The sequence below is a fragment of the Mesorhizobium sp. B4-1-1 genome (assembly GCF_006439375.1).
GTDB lineage: Bacteria > Pseudomonadota > Alphaproteobacteria > Rhizobiales > Rhizobiaceae > Mesorhizobium.
Genome location: NZ_VFTH01000038.1, coordinates 1 through 17,872 on the forward strand (window position 1 = coordinate 1; position 17,872 = coordinate 17,872).

The 17,872-nt window shown below is 65.1% G+C and carries 18 protein-coding genes and 1 pseudogene; 11 read left to right on the forward strand and 8 right to left on the reverse strand.

Annotation, left to right across the window (positions count from 1 at the left end):
* The 5 genes and pseudogenes from FJW10_RS29285 to FJW10_RS29305 all read left to right on the forward strand — a co-directional run.
* Positions 1 to 690: pseudogene (locus tag FJW10_RS29285) on the forward strand (heme biosynthesis protein HemY); the annotation flags it as partial.
* A gap of 33 nt (positions 691 to 723) precedes the next feature.
* Complete coding sequence (locus tag FJW10_RS29290) at positions 724 to 1,203, forward strand: TerB family tellurite resistance protein (protein ID WP_140902627.1); 480 nt, start codon at positions 724 to 726, stop codon at positions 1,201 to 1,203.
* A gap of 18 nt (positions 1,204 to 1,221) precedes the next feature.
* Positions 1,222 to 1,938, forward strand: coding sequence for a glutamine amidotransferase (locus tag FJW10_RS29295; protein ID WP_140902628.1), 717 nt, complete (start codon positions 1,222 to 1,224; stop codon positions 1,936 to 1,938).
* 61 nt (positions 1,939 to 1,999) lie between these two features.
* Positions 2,000 to 2,734: a hypothetical protein gene (locus FJW10_RS29300; protein ID WP_140902629.1), complete on the forward strand. Its 735-nt coding sequence runs from the start codon at positions 2,000 to 2,002 to the stop codon at positions 2,732 to 2,734.
* A 4-nt stretch (positions 2,735 to 2,738) separates the two neighbouring features.
* On the forward strand, positions 2,739 to 3,542 hold the full coding sequence (locus tag FJW10_RS29305; protein ID WP_140902630.1) for a DUF5677 domain-containing protein: 804 nt from the start codon (positions 2,739 to 2,741) through the stop codon (positions 3,540 to 3,542).
* A gap of 167 nt (positions 3,543 to 3,709) precedes the next feature.
* Here the strand turns inward: FJW10_RS29305 and FJW10_RS29310 are convergent, their stop codons facing one another.
* Both FJW10_RS29310 and FJW10_RS29315 read right to left on the reverse strand, forming a co-directional pair.
* On the reverse strand, positions 3,710 to 4,708 hold the full coding sequence (locus tag FJW10_RS29310) for a membrane dipeptidase (RefSeq protein ID WP_140902631.1): 999 nt from the start codon (positions 4,706 to 4,708) through the stop codon (positions 3,710 to 3,712).
* The gene (locus FJW10_RS29315) at positions 4,705 to 6,153 is read right to left on the reverse strand and encodes an aldehyde dehydrogenase family protein (RefSeq protein ID WP_140902632.1); all 1,449 of its coding nucleotides are present in this window, start codon (positions 6,151 to 6,153) and stop codon (positions 4,705 to 4,707) included. Before FJW10_RS29315 ends, FJW10_RS29310 begins: the two co-directional genes overlap by 4 nt.
* 100 nt (positions 6,154 to 6,253) lie before the next feature.
* On the opposite strand from FJW10_RS29315, the gene FJW10_RS29320 reads away from it, so the two are divergent.
* The 5 genes from FJW10_RS29320 to FJW10_RS29340 are packed head-to-tail and all read left to right on the forward strand — an operon-like array spanning position 6,254 to position 11,530.
* The gene (locus tag FJW10_RS29320; protein ID WP_140902633.1) at positions 6,254 to 7,162 is read left to right on the forward strand and encodes a LysR family transcriptional regulator; all 909 of its coding nucleotides are present in this window, start codon (positions 6,254 to 6,256) and stop codon (positions 7,160 to 7,162) included.
* 15 nt (positions 7,163 to 7,177) lie between these two features.
* The gene (locus FJW10_RS29325) at positions 7,178 to 8,182 is read left to right on the forward strand and encodes an Ldh family oxidoreductase (protein ID WP_140902634.1); all 1,005 of its coding nucleotides are present in this window, start codon (positions 7,178 to 7,180) and stop codon (positions 8,180 to 8,182) included.
* Positions 8,179 to 9,834, forward strand: a complete 1,656-nt coding sequence (locus FJW10_RS29330; protein WP_140902635.1) for a hypothetical protein — start codon at positions 8,179 to 8,181, stop codon at positions 9,832 to 9,834. The genes FJW10_RS29325 and FJW10_RS29330 overlap by 4 nt, the downstream gene beginning before the upstream one ends.
* Positions 9,831 to 10,412, forward strand: coding sequence for a DUF3726 domain-containing protein (locus FJW10_RS29335; RefSeq protein WP_181177708.1), 582 nt, complete (start codon positions 9,831 to 9,833; stop codon positions 10,410 to 10,412). The genes FJW10_RS29330 and FJW10_RS29335 overlap by 4 nt, the downstream gene beginning before the upstream one ends.
* 11 nt (positions 10,413 to 10,423) lie before the next feature.
* Positions 10,424 to 11,530 carry an SAM-dependent methyltransferase gene (locus FJW10_RS29340; RefSeq protein ID WP_140902637.1) on the forward strand — a complete coding sequence of 369 codons (1,107 nt, stop codon included), beginning with the start codon at positions 10,424 to 10,426 and terminating at the stop codon, positions 11,528 to 11,530.
* A 122-nt stretch (positions 11,531 to 11,652) separates the two neighbouring features.
* On the opposite strand, the gene FJW10_RS29345 is transcribed toward FJW10_RS29340, so the two are convergent.
* Positions 11,653 to 11,919 carry a hypothetical protein gene (locus FJW10_RS29345; RefSeq protein WP_140646087.1) on the reverse strand — a complete coding sequence of 89 codons (267 nt, stop codon included), beginning with the start codon at positions 11,917 to 11,919 and terminating at the stop codon, positions 11,653 to 11,655.
* Between the two features lie 134 nt (positions 11,920 to 12,053).
* Between FJW10_RS29345 and FJW10_RS29350 the strand changes: the two genes are divergently transcribed.
* Positions 12,054 to 12,284 (forward strand): hypothetical protein, encoded by a 231-nt coding sequence (locus FJW10_RS29350; RefSeq protein ID WP_140832616.1) that lies wholly within the window; start codon positions 12,054 to 12,056, stop codon positions 12,282 to 12,284.
* Between the two features lie 80 nt (positions 12,285 to 12,364).
* Here the strand turns inward: FJW10_RS29350 and FJW10_RS29355 are convergent, their stop codons facing one another.
* From FJW10_RS29355 to zwf, 5 genes are all read right to left on the reverse strand, one after another.
* Entirely contained in the window at positions 12,365 to 13,603 is a 1,239-nt protein-coding gene (locus tag FJW10_RS29355) for an MFS transporter (RefSeq protein WP_140902638.1), read from the reverse strand.
* Positions 13,604 to 13,761: 158 nt separating this feature from the next.
* Complete coding sequence (locus FJW10_RS29360; protein ID WP_140902639.1) at positions 13,762 to 14,862, reverse strand: aminotransferase class I/II-fold pyridoxal phosphate-dependent enzyme; 1,101 nt, start codon at positions 14,860 to 14,862, stop codon at positions 13,762 to 13,764.
* A gap of 233 nt (positions 14,863 to 15,095) precedes the next feature.
* Entirely contained in the window at positions 15,096 to 15,557 is a 462-nt protein-coding gene (locus FJW10_RS29365; RefSeq protein WP_140902640.1) for a MucR family transcriptional regulator, read from the reverse strand.
* Positions 15,558 to 15,765: 208 nt separating this feature from the next.
* Positions 15,766 to 16,470 carry an ROK family protein gene (locus FJW10_RS29370; protein WP_140902641.1) on the reverse strand — a complete coding sequence of 235 codons (705 nt, stop codon included), beginning with the start codon at positions 16,468 to 16,470 and terminating at the stop codon, positions 15,766 to 15,768.
* A 16-nt stretch (positions 16,471 to 16,486) separates the two neighbouring features.
* Positions 16,487 to 17,863 carry a glucose-6-phosphate dehydrogenase gene (gene zwf, locus FJW10_RS29375; RefSeq protein ID WP_140902642.1) on the reverse strand — a complete coding sequence of 459 codons (1,377 nt, stop codon included), beginning with the start codon at positions 17,861 to 17,863 and terminating at the stop codon, positions 16,487 to 16,489.
* Positions 17,864 to 17,872 lie beyond the last annotated feature (9 nt).

Below are 17,872 nucleotides of genomic sequence, written 5' to 3' on the forward strand. Positions count from 1 at the left end.
CCGCATCCGGATATCGCCGAGCTCTACACCCATGCAAGGCTGGGCGATGCTGTGCTCGACCGCCTCAACCGAGCGAAGAAGCTGCAGGAATTGAAGAAGAATCACGCCGAGTCGTCCATGACCGTGGCGCGGGCGGCGCTCGACGCGCAGGATTTCGCCACCGCGCGGCGCGAGGCGGAGGCCGCGATCCGCATGGATCGCCGCGAGGGCGCCTATCTGCTGCTCGCCGATATCGAGGAAGCCGAGACCGGCGACCAGGGCAAGGTGCGGCAGCTGCTGTCGAAGGCCGTGCGCGCGCCGCGCGATCCGGCCTGGGTGGCGGACGGCGTCATCTCCGAGCGCTGGGCGCCGGTGTCGCCGGTCACCGGCAAGCTCGACGCCTTTACCTGGCGCGCGCCGATGGAACGGCTTGGCCGGCTGATCGATAGCGAGACGGACGCCGCGGTGCCGGCGATCACCGCCGCGCCGCCCGCCGCACCCGCTGAAAAGGCGATCGACATTGTTGCCGACGCGCCCGCCGAGAAGCCGGTGCCGGCGAATGGCGGCGGCAAGGATGAGGCCGTTGCGGAAGCCGTCAGCGAGGCTGAAACCACCGGACGGGGTTCGGAATTACCGCCTTTGCCGGACGATCCGGGTGTCGCGCCGGAAGAAGAAGCGGAAAAATCGCCGCGGCGGTTTCGTTTGTTTTGAGGCCGGGTTTTGGCGGGCAGGGAAAAGGTGTCGATGTTCGAGCGTGTGTTGTCCTTCCTGAGAGATTTGCCGGCTGCCGGCCATGCCAAGCCGAGCGCCGACGATCCGCGCGTCGCGGCCTCGGCGCTGCTCTACCATGTGATGAACGCCGACGGCGTGCGTCAGGACGTCGAATGGGAGCGCTTCAAGCAGATCCTCGCCTCGACCTATTCGGTGAGCGGCGAAGAGCTCGACGCACTGGCCGCGGCCGGCGAGAGCGCCGACAATGAGGCGATCGACCTCTACGCCTTCACCAGCGTGCTCAAGCGCGATCTCGACGCCGAGGCGCGCAAGGCCTTCATCGGCCTGATGTGGGAAATCGTCTATGCCGACGGCGAACTGCACGAGCTCGAGGACAACACGGTCTGGCGGGTCGCCGAGCTGATCGGCGTCGAGCGCCATGACCGTATCGAGGCGCGCCGCAAGGCGGCGGCCAAGGCGCCCGGCGCGCGGGGCAAATCGAGCGACGAATAACAGGACCCTTCGCCTTCCATGCCATCAAGACCGAGGCCGAGACCAAGAATCCTGATCGTGCTGCATCAGGAGAATTCGAGCCCCGGCCGCGTCGGCCACATGCTCCTGGAAGAAGGCTTCGATCTCGACATCCGCAGGCCGCCGCTCGGCGACGGGCTGCCCTGCACACTGGACGACCATGCCGGGGCCGTGGTGTTCGGCGGGCCGATGAGCGCCAATGACGAGGACGAGTTTGTCCGCCGCGAGACCGACTGGCTGGAAATCCCACTGAAGGAGAACCGGCCGTTCCTCGGCATCTGCCTCGGCGCGCAGATGCTCGCCAACCATCTCGGCGGCAAGGTCGAGGGTCATGGCGAGGGCCTGGTCGAGATCGGCTGGTATCCGCTGAAGGCGACCGACGCCGGCAAGAAACTGCTGCACTGGCCGGAGATGGTCTACCAGTTCCACCGCGAGGGCTTTTCGCTGCCGAAGGAAGCGACGCTGCTGGCGACAGCGGAAACCTATCCCAACCAGGCGTTTCGTTACGGCGAGAATGCCTGGGGCATCCAGTTCCATGGCGAACTGACCCGGGTGATGATGCAGCGCTGGGTGGTGCGCGGCGCGCATCGCTTCGAATTGCCCGGCGCGCAGCCCGGCCGCGACCATCTCGGCGGCCGGCTGATCTGGGATATGCACCTCAAGCGCTGGCTGGGCGAGTTTCTGGCGCTGATTTTTGGCCGGCCGGCAGCGGAATAGAAATGACCTGCTGAGTTCGACCCGAAGCAGACCAATGCCTGGTGAAGGCTGAGAGGAAACGATGAGTGGGGGCAAGCGCACACGCACGCCGGTGCTCGGAGATCATAAGCGCATCAAATCGAAGCTGGTGACGCCGTTCAACGATGCGTTCGGGCCGATGCACGAAGTGTCGTGGGTCAACATGATGATCCCGGAGCTGCTGTGGATCGCGCTCGTGCAAAAAGCCTGGGGTCCGCGTCGTGGCGTCGAGATCATCACCGCCTTCACGCGCGACGTCCGAGCGAGCGATCCTACGCGCTCCCGCACGATCTGGGCGGCGGCCGGCAAGTTCGCGGGCCTGCCGACCGGCGTCCTTGCGGGCATCGTAGAAGGCCGACCCTATCGGAACGACCTGTGTGCACCGCTCGCGCCGCTCCATGCGCACTATCCTGAACATCCGATGCGCGAATTGACCTCTGCGGTGACCGAACTACCTTGTTCAGAAGACCTCGGCGCGCTCAAGGAACTGGTCGCTGAGCTGTTTGATCGCGCGTCGACGAGCGCCACCATGGTCCAGGCGACGGCGACGTGGCTCGCATTCGATGCCGAGCGGCTTAAGGTCTCAGCAGGCCTAGCACTCGCCGACTTCCCCCGAATTGAGGATTATCCCGACACCGATCAGTCGCAGCGCATAGCCGCTTCGATCCGGGCAACGCTCAACCAGATGTTCGGGGAAGTCGATCTGATCGCGTCAGGGACCGACTGGCCGATCGTCTTCTGGAACCGGGGCCTAGAACTCGAACCGTGCGAGAATTGAGGTGATGAGGGTGTCGAATCGAGAGGATGAAGAAGGCATCGAACTCAGGCCGCTCATCGAGAACTATTGTGCGGATGTCGATCGCGAGTTTACCGCGCGCCTAGATGCATGGCCGCCCGATTTCGCGCAAATCCACGTCCATGAGGTGATCGGCGGTATGCTCGCGCGCGAGGCTACACTCGCCAAGGATCTTGCGCGCGCGCCGATGCTTTGGACCGGGCACAGCGCGCCGATTTTGTTGCGCGCGATGGCGGACGCTTACATTAACCTTACGTGGCTGCTACTCGACCCGGTCGAGCGCTGTCGCAAGTTTATTTTCTTCGGATTGGGTCAGGCCAAGCTCGAACTCGAGCATCGCCGCGCTCAGATCGGCACGCGCGAGCCGACGCCCCAGGAAGTGGCCATGCTGGAAGCTCGCGAGAGATGGATCGACAGCCAGCGGATCGGCGGGTTACTCGATGTCGACCTCGGAAAATGGTCGAGCATATCAGTTCGTCAGATGGCCGAGGAAGCAGGGTGTATCGACTTCTACAACTACGTCTACACTCCGTTCAGCGCCTGCGCGCATTCGATGTGGCACCATGTTGCACATTACGATCTCAGGGAGTGCGGCAATCCACTGCACCGGTATCATCGTCGTCCGACCAGCGAGACATCTGCCCCGGATCTCCACTATCTGACGCTCGCCGCGAAATATTGGAGCAAGACGTTGGGCACCTTCGACCGAGCATACGGGCTCGCGATCTCGGGCCCGTCATCCTACGAGACTTTGATTGATGCCATCACCGATGATCCGCAGCCGGACTGATACGTAGTTGCATCGTAGGCCGCACACTCAGGGTTTCGGTACGATGACCGCATAGTTTCAGCGCTGAACATCTCGGTGGCGCCGAGTAAGGCGAGCGCCATGATCGACAGCCAGGTGAGGGTCGAGACGCCGAAAAGCACAAAGACGACCTGCGCCTGTCCGCGCGCCTATCTGCTCGTTGGCTGCGAATCCCGGGCGGAAGGCAGGCTAGCCTGGAGAAAACGGTGCCAGGTGCCACCGAGAACCAGCGCGGTTTCGGCCTCACCGAATCCGGCCGAGGAAAGGCCTTTCAAGAGCTTCGGAAAATCGAGGTTCGATCTGAACCAGGACGGTTGAGGCGGAAAGCTCGCGGTCGCCTGGGTCTCGCGGGTCCAGCGGCCCTCGCGCATCCAGCGCACGACGCTGTCGGGCTGGTCCTGGCAGAGATCCGAGCCGATGCCGAGATGATCTGCCCCCATGATCCCGGCCGCTTCGGCAGCCATCTTTCCGAACTGCTCCAGCGTGGTGTCCGAGCCGTTCGGGAGGTGCAGCGGATAGAGCGAAAGGCCGAGCAGCCCCTCCTTTGCGCGCAATGCCTGCAATACGGCCTTGGAGACATTACGGTTGCTGTCGCGCAGCCAGCGCGGATTGGCGTGGCTGATGACCACCGGCCGCTCCGAGAGCGCGATCGTTTCCAGCGCGGTCCGCTCGCCGGCGTGGGACAGATCGATGATCATGCCGAGCCGGTTCATCTCGGCGATGGCCTCGCGTCCCATCCGCGTCACGCCGCTATCCTCCTTCTCCATCCAGCCGCAGCCGAGCAGCGACTGGTTGTTGTAGGTGAGCTGCATGAAGCGGATGCCGAGATCGAAGAGCATTTCGATCAGGCCGATGTCGTCCTCGATCGGCATCGGGTTCTGCAGGCCAAGCAGGATCGCCGTGCGGTTCGAGGTCCGCGCGCGCTCGATGTCGCCGGCATCGCGCGCCAGAAGGATCAGGTCCGCATTGTCGCGAAGCCAGGTGCGCCAATCGACGAGATGCCGCACCGTCTCGCGAAAACCTTCGTGATAGCCGACCGTGGCGTGGACCGCGGTCAGCCCGCCCCGGCGCATCTCCTCGAAAATTTCGCGCGACCAGTTGCAGTATTGCAGCCCGTCGATGAGCACTCGCGGCGTGTGGCTGGTCATTCGGCCACGCCCGCGTGGATGTAGGATGTCTTGACCTGCGTGTAGAACTCGACCGCGGCGCGGCCCTGCTCGCGCGGGCCGTAGCTCGACGCGCGAACACCGCCGAACGGCACATGATAGTCGGTGCCGGCGGTGGCCAGGTTGACCATCACGCAGCCCGAGCGCGAGGCGCGGCGGAATTTCGTCGCGCGCGCCAGCGAGCGCGTGGCGATGCCGGCCGTCAGCCCATAGGGTGTGTCGTTGGCCAGGAAGATCGCCTCGTCGAGATCGTCGGCGGCAATGACGCAGGTTATCGGCGCGAACATCTCCTCCTGGTTGATGCGCATGCGCGAGCGACCGTTCAGGAACACGGCCGGGGCCATGTAGTGGCCCCGATGCGCGAGATCGAGCGCTTCGCCGCCTGTCGCCAATTCAGCGCCCTCACTTATGCCAAGCGTCACATAATCGAGATTGGCCGAGAGCTGCTCGGCGCTGACGACCGGCCCCATCTGGACGCCGGCCGCAAGCGCATGGCCGACCTTCAGGGCCTTGGTTTTCACCAGCATCTTCTCGACGAAGGCGTCGTGGATCGGCCGATGGACGATCAGGCGGGACGCCGCCGTGCATTTCTGCCCGGTGCCGCCGAAGGCGCCGTTCACGGCAAGGTCGACGGCGCGGTCGAGGTCGGCATCGTCCATCACCACGAAGGGATTCTTCGACCCCATTTCGAGCTGCAGCTTCACGAAGCGCGCGGCGGCCAATGCCGCGATGCCGGAACCGACGGCGCCGGAGCCGGTGAAGCTCAACCCTTGTATGTCGGCATTGGCGGCAAGCTCGCGGCCGATCGTCGATCCCGAACCCATCACAAGATTGAACAGGCCTTTCGGGATCGCCTGCCGGCTGATGATCTCGGTCAGCGCCCAGGCGCTGGCCGGCGTGACGCTGGCCGGTTTCCAGACCACGGCATTGCCGAAGGCGAGCGCCGGCGCGATCTTCCAGGACGCGGTGGCGATGGGGAAATTCCAGGGCGATACGATTGCGACGACGCCGAGCGGTTCGCGCTCGATCAGAACGTCGACGCCGGTCCTGACGGAATCGGCGGCGGAGCCGAGATTGCGCAGCGCCTCCGCGGCGAAATAGGTGAAGAACTGGCCGGCGCGATGGACCTCGCCGACGCCCTCGGTAAGGGTCTTGCCCTCCTCGCGCGAAAGCAGTTCGCCAAGCTCCTTCGAGCGCGCCATCAGTTCGCGTCCGATGGCGTCGAGAACGGCGGCTCTCGCTTCGAGCCCGGCCGCGGCCCATTCGCGTTGCGCGCCTTGCGCCGCCGCCACGGCGTCATGGACGTCGGACGGCGGCGCCTGGGCAAAGCGCCCGACGATGTCGGTCACGTCGGAGGGATTGATGTCCTCGACCCAGTCGGCGCCGTCGCGCCATTCGCCTGCAACGAAGTTCTGACCGTTCAGCATATCGTTCGACCTGCATCAATTCGGTTGACAACGACCTAACCAATGCTGTGAACTTCAATCAAGCTCAATTTTTGGCACAAATGTTCAGGCAAGCTTAACAGTGACCAAAACCATCAGCCTGACCGGCATGCGCAGCTTCGTCGCTGTCTGCGAGACCGGTGGTGTGCGCGCCGCCGCCGATCAGATCGGCCGCACCCCGTCGGCCGTGTCGATGACCTTGAAACAGCTGGAAGACGACATCGGCGCGCCGCTGTTCGAGAGCGAACGCAAGGGCGCGCTTTCGCCGGTCGGCCGCATCGTGCTCGACGAGGCGCGCGCCATGATCGCGCATTACGACCGCGCCTGCCTGGCAATGACCAGCTATGCGGCGGACCGGCAAGGCCGCTGCGACGTTGCCAGCGTGCCTTCGGTCGCCGTCACCTTGCTGCCGCGCGCGATCGCCCAGCTTCGCGCCGAGGGCAGCCGGTTCGACATCCACGTCCGCGACAGCGATTCCAGCGCCATCGTCGACGCAGTCGAAAACGGCATGGTTGAAGTGGGCCTGTGCGTGCTCGCGACCAGGCGGCCGCAGCTCAGTTTCGAGCCGCTGTTCCACGAGCCGCTCGATTTCGTCTGCCCGGCCGATCATCCGCTGGCAAAATCCAAGCGCCCGCTGAAATGGTCGCAACTCGAGGGCGAGAGCTTCATCCGCAATGGCGCGGCCACGGCGCTAGGGCTTGCCGAGACCGAGGCGCTTGCCGCCGGCTCGAAACTCACCGCGACCAATGTGAGCTCCAATTTGGCGATGGTGGAGGCAGGGCTCGGCGTCACCATCCTGCCCCGGCTCTGCCGCTGGAAAAGCAGCCATGACGTGCGCTTCGTTCCCCTTGCCGACCCGCGCTCGAGCCGTACCGTCGGCTGGATCGCCAAGGAAGGCCGGAACCTGCAGCCGGCGTCGCTGCGGTTCATCGAATGCATTCGCCTACAGACGCAGGCGAGCGAAGGAGAGTTCGGCTATGCGGCGGCATGATTGGCGGATGACCGGATGACGCGCCTGACGCAAGCCCGCATCGAGACGCTCGTCCGCACCGCGCTGCTGCGCCACGGCGCAAGCGAGCGGCAGGCCGAGGCGCTCGCCGCAGCCATTGCGGCAGCCGAACGCGATGGTCTGAAGTCGCATGGGCTGATGTACCTGCCGACCTATTGCGAGCATTTGACCTGCGGCAAGGTCCTGGGTCTGGCCGAGCCGCGCCTGACGCGTCCGGCTCCGGCGGTCGTCGCCGTCGATGCCGGCAACGGCTTTGCGCACGCGGCCATCGCCACCGGCCTGCCGGCGCTGATCGAGGCGGCGCGCTCGCAAGGCGTGGCGGCGCTGGCCATCCGCAATTCCTACAATTGCGGCGCGCTAGGCTATCACACCGAACGTATCGCCCGGGACGGCATGGTCGGTCTGGGCTTCACCAACGCGCCGGCCTCGATCGCGCCCTGGGGCGGCCGCAAGGCGGCCCTCGGCACCAACCCCTGGTCGCTGGCGGTTCCCGACGGGCAGGGCGGCGCGCGCTTCGTCATCGACCAGAGCGCCAGCGTCGTCGCCAAGAGCGAAGTCATCAAGCGCGCCCGTGCCGGCGAGCCGATCCCGCCAGGCTGGGCTTTCGACGCAAGCGGCGAGACGACCACCGACGCCGGCGAAGCGTTGAAGGGTACGATGGCGCCGGCGGGCGCCTACAAGGGCGTCGGCTCCGCGTTGCTGGTGGAGATCTTTGCCGCGTGCCTGACGGGAGCCAATCCCGGGCTGGTCGCCAGCCCCTTCTCCGGCACGGCCGGCGGCCCGCCTGGAACCGGCCAATTCTTCCTGGCGGTTTCGCCCGAAGCGACATCGGCCGGGACATTCGCGGGGACTCTGGAAACCGTCGCCGGCGCCTTCACCGGCGACACCAGGCTTCCGGGCACAAGGCGCTTCGGCGCGCGCGAACAGAACACCAAAGAGGGCATCGAGGTAGCGGCGGAAACGCTTGCCACCTTGGAAAAGCTCGCAGGGACCGCCGCATGACGGCGATCGCGCTGCGCCCGCCCGAGATCGTCATGCGCCTGCAGCGGCTGGGCGCCGCGCATCCGACGCGGCTCAGTTTCCTGCGCCAGCTGATCCGCCGCGCCACCAGGGAGAAATGGCGTGTGCGCAAACACCTGTTCGACCTCAACGACAATGGGTTCGGACGCGCGGTCTATGCGGTCGAGACGCCGGCAAGGACCTACAGCCTGGTCGCGTTCTCGACCCCGCTCGACGACGAGAAGCGGTCCGACCGGGTCATCGCGCAGGCCTGGGACACGAGCTACGTGCTTTACGACGGATTGCCGGACGCCGCCGAAATCGCGCGGCTGGAAGCGAATGCGCCGCTGCAGGAGGCAGGCCGCTACACCAGAAGCGAACTCGTGCTGGCGCGCGCCAACAAGAGCGTGCGGCTGTTCGAGGAAGTCGCCGCGGCACTGGCACAGGGACGACAGCCGCACGAGGAGCAGTTGCTCGGCGTCGGCTATCTGCTGCGCACCACGGCGGTTTACGGCAATGGCAAGTTCGGCATCGCCGATCGCGACGAGATCGCAACACGGCCGGAGCTTGCGGGATCCTTCCAGGCGGAAATGCTCACGGTCTGGCTGATCCGATCCTTCACGCTCGATCTTGTCGACCACATCGCCCATCGCCGCAATCCGGCCGGCGCGGCAAGGCTGGCGCCGGATTTGCGCCGGGCGCTCGGCGTGGGCAATGCAACGGGACTCGGCATGGCGCCGTTTCTCGTGCGCCATCCGTTGTTGACGCATAGCTGGTTCCTGGCCCGCGAAACCGCGCTGGCGCGGGTGCGCGCCGAACCGCAAGCCGGCGCGGCGGAACGAGACGTTTTCTTGAAAGCGCTCGCCGATCTGCGCCAGCGCGTTGCCCGCTGGCATAGCGACGATGACCGCCAGGCCGCCGCGACCTTGTCGCTGGCCGCCGATCTCGACGCGCTGGCCGAAAACCTCGACCGGCTTCTGGCGCGCCCCCGCCCCTGGGATGCGCTCTATCGCTTCGCCGAAGACCATTTCTCGCTCGAGGGGCAGGAGGCCTGCGTCTCGCTGATCCTCGAGCCGCACGGTGCCCTAATTGACGAGCTCGGCGACACGATGAAGGCCGACGAGACGCCCGGCCATGCCATTGACGGCACCATGAGCTGCGCCTCGCTTCGTCAGGCGCTTGTCGCCTCCTATTCCTGGGCGGCCAAGATCGACTTCGCTGAGCCGTCCGCCAACGCGCGCTTCTGGTATGTCTCGGCGGAGAAGCTCGAGCCCCGGCTCGGCGAACGCTTCGAGGAGGACGGCGCCGATCTCGAACAGCCTTTGGCCACCGCGCGCGACGCGCTCAGCCTGGCCGAGGCTCTTGCGCAGGAGCCACCCACGGCCAGTGTCGCGGACTTCCTGCTGCGCCGGCCCAAATGGCGCCACGCGGTGCGGCGCGCCCAGATCGTCGCCAGGTTTCCCTATGCCGAGATCCACGACAATCTGATCGGCGCCGACTTGCGGCCCGTCGACATATTGCGCGCGAAGCTCGCTTTCTTCGGCGCGCGCAGCTTCGATCCGCGCTCCGACCGGTGGCTGCGGATCGCGCTGTTCAGCGGCGAGCCCCTGATCGAGGATGTCGCCGCCATGGCGCCGGCAGGAGAGGCGGCGTGATCGACCTGTCGCTCAACGAGGTGGAAACGGTGAGCACCAAGGCGGCGCGGGGCGCCGGATTTTCATGGGGACTGGCCGAGGATATCGGCCGCGCGGCACGCCGGATCGCGGTCGATGACGACAAATGGGGCGTGGCCATGCTGAGCCTTGCCGAAAACGCGTGGTCCTTCGCTGCGCCCGACCCTGCCCGCGCGGCGCGCTGGCGAAAAGGCGAGGCCGACAAGCCGGCCGAAACGCCACTTTGCCCGATCCGAACCGCAGCTTTGCTGCTCGACGATCCGCTTCCAGCGAGCGCGCTGCCGCTGGCGATCATCGGTGTCGGCCTGCCTATCTGGCTCGACGCCATGCTGCGTCGCTCGGCCATGCGCGTAGCGCGGCCCGCGGGGCCGGTGACGCGCGCCGATGTCGTCATCGAACGCCGCCCCGAAATCGGGCTGCAGCCGGCCGCGGGCCGGCGCGGCGCGATCGACGAGCGGACGCTTGCGGCGCTCAATTCCTTCGCCGCCAGAACCTATGTGCCGGAAAGCGAAAGGTCGCGTGTGCGTGGTGCCGGCGGCGGCCGGGTGGACGACGAATAAGGGGAGAAAAAATGAGCGCAGCCGACGGCCAGAAGATCGCCATGCGCGGAGCGGGCTACTACTCGGCCAACACCGTGGGCGCCAAATACGTCATCGACAAGGTCGGCGATCTCGTCGTCGAGGCCGTCGCCGGCATGCCCCGGCTGGCCGGCGGCCAGCCATTCGCCATCGCCGATTTCGGCGCGGCCGATGGCGGCACCTCGATGGACATGATGCGGCGGCTGGTCGGCGCCGTTCGGGCGAGGGAACCGGACCGGGCGATATCGATCACCTACACCGACCTGCCCCACAATGATTTCTCGACGCTGTTCCGGCTCAGCCAGGGACTGCTTGGCACCTCGACGGAGGTTCCGCTGGCCGAGACGCCCGGGCTCTATATCTTCGGCAGCGGCACCAGCTTCTATCGCCAGATCGTGCCGGACAATTCGCTCTCGTTCGGCTTTTCCGCCACGGCGATGCACTGGATCAGCAAGCGGCCCTGCATGATCGCCGACCATGTCCAGGCGGTCGGCGCGACCGATGCCGAGCGCGCGCAGTTTCGCGCCCAGGGGCTGCGCGACTGGGAGACGATCCTGCTGGCCAGGGCGCGCGAGCTCAGGTCGGGCGGCAGGCTGGCGCTGGCCAATTTCTGCGTCGACGAGGAAGGGCGCTATCTCGGACACACGACGGGGGTCGATATGTTCGACGGCTTCGCGCGCCATTGGCGCGATCTGGCTCGGGCGGGGCGGATCAGCGAGACGGAATATGTCAACGCGACGTTCCAGCAATTCTACAAGACGCCAGGCGAGTTCGCGGCACCCTTCCGCGACCCCGCTTCGCCGGTGTCGCAGGCCGGACTGAGGCTGGAAAACATCTTCACCATGGTGACGCCGTGCCCCTATGCCGAAGCCTTCCGGGTCCATGGCAATGCGCAGAATTTCGCCAGCGCCTATGTGCCGACGCTCCGCTCCTGGTCGGAAACCGTCTTTGCCAACGCGCTCGACCCCTCGCGTCCCGCGGCCGATCGTTCCGCAATCGTCGACGCTCTTTACGGCGCGTACGAAGCCGATGTCGCGCGCGCCCCCGAAGGCCATCGGATGGACTACGTCCACTGCGTGACGGAGATCGTCAAAGGATAAGTGGTACCTGTGCGCCCCGGCCTTGCGCCTGGTCTCGGTCGTGGGGCGTCACGGAAGCCACGCCGAACTTCGCGCCGATCGGTATCAAGGTGCTTGTGCGAAATCCCCGGGGTTAAAGAATTTCAAGGCACTGGTTCAGCGGTAAGTTCCTGTATTTTCCCGAGGAGATTTTTGACGAGCAGCTGGTAGACGCGCGTGAGTTCGTCCGGTGATAATTCAACTCTGATGTCGTACTTGCCGGAATAGTTCACCTGCAGATCAACGGTTCCGAACAACGTCGTTGCGCCATCGCGAATGTCGGTCGCCACGGCCATGTTCGCCAATGGCTGATCCAGCAGAATGACGCCTGGTTCTCCGGGATGATTGTGCGTCGTCGTGCGTATTTTCACAACGTAACCCTCCTGTTAGGCCCTGTCCAAAATAGAAGCCATCCCCTCAAAACGCGAGGAACAAAAATGGATGGTATCGGCGCGGCCACGAATCTGTGTTATGCGCCGCCCGATCAATCAAAGGACGACACCCTGTGAACGAACTGACCGTGGCCGAGGCGACCGAAAGCATCTACGCCTCACTCCGAGCGGACAATGCCGACATCGACGCCCATATCGCGACACTCAAGGCAGCGCTGGCGCGAGAGGGGAAAAAACAGGCGGTGTTCGATCCGGCCAGGTTGGTGCAGAACAACCGCGCCGGCCGCAAGCTGATGCAGGCCTATTTTCGGCAGCGTGGCGTCAGCGTCAGCTTTTCGGAGTAGAAGCTGCTCCTATCTCATCGAGCGACGGCGGCGCCTGATTGGCCCGAGTGTCGGACCAGCAGTCCAGCTCCAGAACTTTATCAGTTGCGGCTGTCGAGGTGCTGGACCTGGCGCAGCGCCGGGAACAGATAGGCCCACAGGCCGGCGACGGCGATGGCGCCGATGCCGCCGATCACCACTGCGGGAACGGTGCCGATCAGCGCCGCCATTGTGCCGGCGCGGAATTCGCCGACCTCGTTGGAGGCGCCGACAAAGACCTGGTTGACGGCGTTGACGCGGCCGCGCACCTCGTCCGGCGTCCAGAGCTGGATCAGCGTCTCGCGGATATAGACGCTGAACATGTCGGTGGCGCCGAGCAGGGCGAGCGCCACGATCGACAGCCAGGTGATGGTCGAGACGCCGAACAGCACGGTGAAGGCGCCGAACAGAGCGACGAAGCCCAACATGATCTTGCCGGCATGGTCGCGGATGGGATGGCCGGCAAGCCAGACGGCGACGCAGATGGCGCCGATGCCCGGCGCCGAGCGCAGCAGGCCGAGCCCCCAGGGGCCGAGCTCCAATATGTCGCGCGCATAGACCGGCAGCAGCGCCGAGGCGCCCGACAGAAGCACGGCGAAAAGGTCGAGCGAGATCGCGCCGAGCACGATCTTCTCGCCCCAGATATAGCCGAAGCCGGCAAACAGCGTCTGCATCGTCGGCTTGTCGGTGGCCGTCTGCTGGGCGGGCTTGGGAATGGTGAAGATGAGCGCGGCCGCGGCGAGCATCAGGACGGCGGCGGTGGCGTAGGCGACTTCCGCCGAAACGCCGTAGAGCAGGCCGCCGGCGACCGGGCCGACGATGGTCGCCGTCTGCCAGGCGGACGAGTTCCAGGCGATCGCGTTGGCAAAATCCTCCTGCGGCACCAGATTGGCGAACAGCGACGACGAGGCCGGGCCGTAGAAGGCGCGGGCAATGCCGAACATCGCCAGCACGATGAAGATCGGCAGCGGGCTGGTCAGGCCGCGCAAGGCCAGAAGCAGCAGGGCCAACGCGCAGCCGGCCTCGACCAGAGTCGCCAGGGTCATGATCAGGCGGCGGCCGAAGCGGTCGGCGACCACGCCCGTGACCAGGACCAGAAGCAGCGAAGGCAGGAACTGGACGATGCCGACAATGCCGAGGTCGAACGGATCGCGGGTCAGGTCATAGACCTGCCAGCCGACGGCGACCGACACGATCATGGTGGCGAAGGTGGTGAGGAAGCGCGCCGTCCAGTAGCTGAGGAACGGGCGGTGGCGGAAAGCAGCGTAGCGCTGCTCCGGGGATATTTGTTCTGCGGTCATGGAGGTAGGCCCCGTTTCGAAAAACATTGGCCAGCGGGGCACTTCCCGAACGGGCGCTGTTCCGGCCAATGAAACTTAATAAAGTTCGCGGCGCATATGCCTTCAAATCGAGTTTGGATCAAGGGCTTTTGGACTTTTCAGCCGATCGCGCGAGGAAGTTACCGCCTTAGAGCAGCCGAGATGGCTTCCAGCCCGCCGCGCAATTCCGCTTCCTTTGGCCAGCCGAAGCCGAGGCGGAAGAAGCGTTTCGGCATCTCGAACCAGTGGCCGGGACCGACATAGGTGCCGTGCTCCTCCAGCAGCCTGGTGTAGAACTTGTCGAGGTCGAAGCCGGCATCGACGTTGAGCCGCGGGAAGCCGACGACACCACCTTGCGGCCGCACCCAGACGACGAGAGACTCGCCTTCGATCCAGGCCTGGACGATGTCGCGGCGCCTGGTCATTTCGGGGAGAAGCGAGGCGAGAAAGGCGTCACGGCGTTCGAGCGTGGTGCGCGCGATCGCCTCGTCGATGACGCTGCCGCAGATGCCGATCTGCTCCTTGGCGGCGAGGAAGATTTCCTGCAGTTCCGGATCGCGGGTCACCAGCCAGCCGATGCGGATGCCCGGAATGCCGAACGCCTTGGACAGCGAGCAGACGCTGATCGCGCTTGGGCTGAGCGAGGCCGCCGCGGGCAGGCGTTCGCCGTAGGAGAGGTCGCGATAGGTCTCGTCGACCAGCAGCCGGCACTTGTGATGTTCGGCGAGCGTAATCAACGCGTCGAGATCGGCGCGTGTCATCATCGTGCCGGTCGGGTTGTGCGGGCAGGTGACGCTGATCAGTTTCGTGTTCGGCCGCAACTCTGCCTTCACACGGTCGATGTCGACGGCAAAGCCCTGGTCGAAATCGAGATCGACATAGGAGATGGCGCAGCCGATCGCCTTCGGCGTCTCGATGTTTGTGGCGTAGTTCGGCCGCACGACCACGAGATGGTCGCTGGCCGACAGAAGCGACGTGGCGATGATGAACAGCGCGCCGGCCGCACCCGCGGTCACCAGCACATCGTCGGGAGAAAGGCCCCTGTCCTGCCCGGCGATCAGCGCCCGCAAGTCCTTGTCGCCGCGATGCTCGCCATAGAACAAGGTGAGGTCGGGGAGCGCGAGGCCGATGTCGGACAGTTTCTGGTCGGCGATCGAGCTTTCGGAAAGGTTGTGGCGGATGCGGCCGTAGCCGTATTCCTCCGGCGCTTCCTTCTCGATCACCATCCTGGCGTAGTTCATAGCCGGCTCCCCCCCGGGTCGAGCGTCTTGCCGTTTCGCGGAAACGGCAAATCGCTCCATCCCTTTGTTTTTACGCAATTCCGCACGGAAGGCTACGGCGAAGGCGCCGAGCCTAACCGCTTTACACTTTCCTGGAATTGCTCTGGTGGCCTTATCCAAGCCATAAAAGCAGGAAGCCTGCCAAGGCGGATTCCTCGGCAGGCTTCTTAAATCATTGGTGCAGGCGCGTTATTTCAGGCCGTCGCCTTGGCCTTCCTGCCCTTTGCGGGCTTCGCCGGCACCGGTTCCGCCTTGCGGCCGAGGCCGATCGACTTGGCGAGCTGCGAGCGCGACGCCGCATAGTTGGGCGCGACCATCGGGTAATCCGCGGGGAGGCCCCATTTGGTGCGGTAGGCTTCCGGCGTCAGGCCGAAATGCACGCCGATATGGCGCTTCAGCGATTTGAACTTCTTCCCGTCCTCGAGGCAGATGATGTAATCCGGCGTCACCGAGCGCCTGGGATTGACGGCGGGAACCGGCGGGGGCGCCGCCGGCTCCGCCGGCCGGCTTATCCCGCCGATCGAGGAGGCGACGCTGGCGATCAGTTCGCCCAGGCCCGAAGCAGGCAGGCGGTTTTTCGCGACATAAGCCGATACGATGTGAGCGGTGAGTTCGAGCAGGTCGACTTCCCTGGCTGTGCTGGTGTCCTCGTCCACGTAGTCCCTCCATATTGCCGCAAGGCCGCGAAACCGCTGCGGTCTTCGCGGTGTGTAATGTCAAAGCGCCGCGAGCGTTGTTTTGCGAATCCGGAAAGGTGCTTGGCGCCGCAGGCCGGCGAATTCCTAGTCGGCAAATCTGCGCGACGCAATGATCCGTCGTGTCATTACACGCTGTTTTGAACAATTGTACTGAAATGTAACAATATCAGACGATCAGCGCCTTGTCGCGCCATAGTCGAAATCCACCCGCGAAAGCGCGAGTGTTGTCGCCGCGCCGGGATTTTTCAGGCAATTCATCGAGCTTGTCGACATTGCCGCCGCCGATCACGACATAGTCCGGCTGCAAGGCGGCGCGAAGCCTGTCGACCACGTCGAAAACGTATTTGCGCCACCTTTTCTTCCCGCGCTTTACCAGGCCGCGCTCGCCGACATAATCCTCGAAACTGGCGCCTTTTTTGTAGGGCAGGTGGGCAAGCTCCATGGGCTGCCCGACATTCTTGATGATCATGGCGGCGCCCAGGCCCGTGCCGAGGCCGAGGAACAGCATGCGGCCGCCGTCATAGCTGCCGATCGCCTGCATCAGCGCGTCGTTGACCAGCTTCACCGGCTTGCCGAAGGCGGCGGTGAAATCATAGCCGTTCCAGCCCTTGCCGAGATTGAAGGGGTCGAGCGAGGGTTTGTTGTCGCGCACGGGGCCGGGATAACCCATCGAGATGACGTCGTAGTCCAGGTCCTGCGCCAGTTTCCTCACCGAAGCGACGACCTGGTCCGGGGTCAGGCTCGGCCCGGACGCGACGCGGCGCATCTCGCCGCCGGCGCTGGTGAGGATTTTTACATGCGAGCCACCGACATCGATGGCGAGCACGATAGGTTCGTTGCTCGCCGCGGCGGTTTTTGCTGTCTTCGCCATCCCGTCCTCCCCGAAGTTACTTGCTCGGATTGATCCAGCCATCGGGCGGGCCGAAGCCGTTCATGGCATCGGCCGGCCCCCAGGTCTTGGGCGCATAGAGTGCCGGCGCCGTGGTGTCGCCGAGCACCGGTCCGACGATGCGCCAGGCAAGCTCTGCCGCGTCCTGGCGCGTGAAGAGCTGGCCGTTGCCGTTCATGGCGTCGCCGATCAGCCGTTCATAGGGCGGCATGTCGCCCTTGGTGTCGTCGAGCGCGGTCAGTTCAACCTGCTCGCCGATCATGTCGTCGCCGGCGACCTTGCGCTGGGCGCCGATCGAGATCGCCACCTGCGGGTCGATGCGGAAGCGCACATAATTGGCGTCGCCCGGCTTGATCGGGTCGAAGACGTCGAGCGGCGGCCGCTTCATCCGCACGATCACCTCGGTGGCGTGCACCGGCATGTTCTTGCCGGCGCGGATGAAGAAAGGCACGTCCTGCCAGCGCCAGGTGTCGACGAAGAAGCGCACCGCCGCGAAGGTCTCGACCGGCGAGTTGGCCCTGACGCCCGGTTCGGCCAGATAGCCGTCGAACTGGCCACGCACGACATCGTCCTTGGTCAGCGTGCGGATGGCGCGCAGCACCTGCACCTTCTCGTCGATCAGGTCGTCGGCCGAGCGGCCGACCGGCGGTTCCATGGCCAAAAGCAGCAGGATGTTGAGCAGGTGGTTCTCGATCACGTCGCGGATGCAGCCGACATCGTCATAGAATTTGCCCCGGCCCTCGACGCCGAAATCCTCGGCCATGGTGATCTGCACGCTTTCGACGAAGTTGCGGTTCCAGATCGGCTCGAGGAAAGCGTTGGCGAAGCGGAAATAGAGCAGGTTCTGGATCGCTTCCTTGCCGAGATAGTGGTCGATGCGGAAGATCGACTGTTCGTCGAACACCAGATGCAGCACCCGGTTCAGCCAGCGCGCCGACTGCAGATCGTGGCCGAAGGGCTTTTCCACCATCAGCCGCGCGCCGCGCGCGGTGCCGGACTGCTCCAGTCCTTGCACGACGGTTTCGAACATGGTCGGGGGGACGGCCATGTAGTGCAGCGGCCACTGCGCGGAACCCAGCGCCGTCTTCAGCTTCTCGAAGGTCGCGCCGTCGCGGTAGTCGCCGCTGACATAGCGCAGCAGCGAGACGAGCTTGGCAAAGACCTTGTCGTCGATCGAACCCAGCGCCGTGACGATGCCGTCGCGGGCGCGGTCCACCAGTTTGGGGAGTTCCCAGGGGTCGAAGGCGACGCCGATCACCGGCTCGGTCAGCGTCCCCTTGGCGACCATCTGGTAGAGCGCCGGGAAAATCTTCTTGTGCGCAAGGTCGCCGGTCGCTCCGAAAAGCACCAGCGTGTCGGACCTCTCCTGGCTCATGCCGTTTCT

What these genes read in the sequence shown, in the direction of transcription:
- FJW10_RS29290 (WP_140902627.1), top strand. Translation starts at nt 724, where the DNA reads ATGTTCGAGCGTGTGTTGTCCTTCCTGAGAGATTTGCCGGCTGCCGGC.
- FJW10_RS29295 (WP_140902628.1), top strand. Translation starts at nt 1,222, where the DNA reads ATGCCATCAAGACCGAGGCCGAGACCAAGAATCCTGATCGTGCTGCAT.
- FJW10_RS29300 (WP_140902629.1), top strand. Translation starts at nt 2,000, where the DNA reads ATGAGTGGGGGCAAGCGCACACGCACGCCGGTGCTCGGAGATCATAAG.
- FJW10_RS29305 (WP_140902630.1), top strand. Translation starts at nt 2,739, where the DNA reads ATGAGGGTGTCGAATCGAGAGGATGAAGAAGGCATCGAACTCAGGCCG.
- FJW10_RS29310 (WP_140902631.1), bottom strand. Translation starts at nt 4,708, where the DNA reads ATGACCAGCCACACGCCGCGAGTGCTCATCGACGGGCTGCAATACTGC.
- FJW10_RS29315 (WP_140902632.1), bottom strand. Translation starts at nt 6,153, where the DNA reads ATGCTGAACGGTCAGAACTTCGTTGCAGGCGAATGGCGCGACGGCGCC.
- FJW10_RS29325 (WP_140902634.1), top strand. Translation starts at nt 7,178, where the DNA reads ATGACGCGCCTGACGCAAGCCCGCATCGAGACGCTCGTCCGCACCGCG.
- FJW10_RS29330 (WP_140902635.1), top strand. Translation starts at nt 8,179, where the DNA reads ATGACGGCGATCGCGCTGCGCCCGCCCGAGATCGTCATGCGCCTGCAG.
- FJW10_RS29340 (WP_140902637.1), top strand. Translation starts at nt 10,424, where the DNA reads ATGAGCGCAGCCGACGGCCAGAAGATCGCCATGCGCGGAGCGGGCTAC.
- FJW10_RS29355 (WP_140902638.1), bottom strand. Translation starts at nt 13,603, where the DNA reads ATGACCGCAGAACAAATATCCCCGGAGCAGCGCTACGCTGCTTTCCGC.
- FJW10_RS29360 (WP_140902639.1), bottom strand. Translation starts at nt 14,862, where the DNA reads ATGAACTACGCCAGGATGGTGATCGAGAAGGAAGCGCCGGAGGAATAC.
- FJW10_RS29370 (WP_140902641.1), bottom strand. Translation starts at nt 16,470, where the DNA reads ATGGCGAAGACAGCAAAAACCGCCGCGGCGAGCAACGAACCTATCGTG.
- zwf (WP_140902642.1), bottom strand. Translation starts at nt 17,863, where the DNA reads ATGAGCCAGGAGAGGTCCGACACGCTGGTGCTTTTCGGAGCGACCGGC.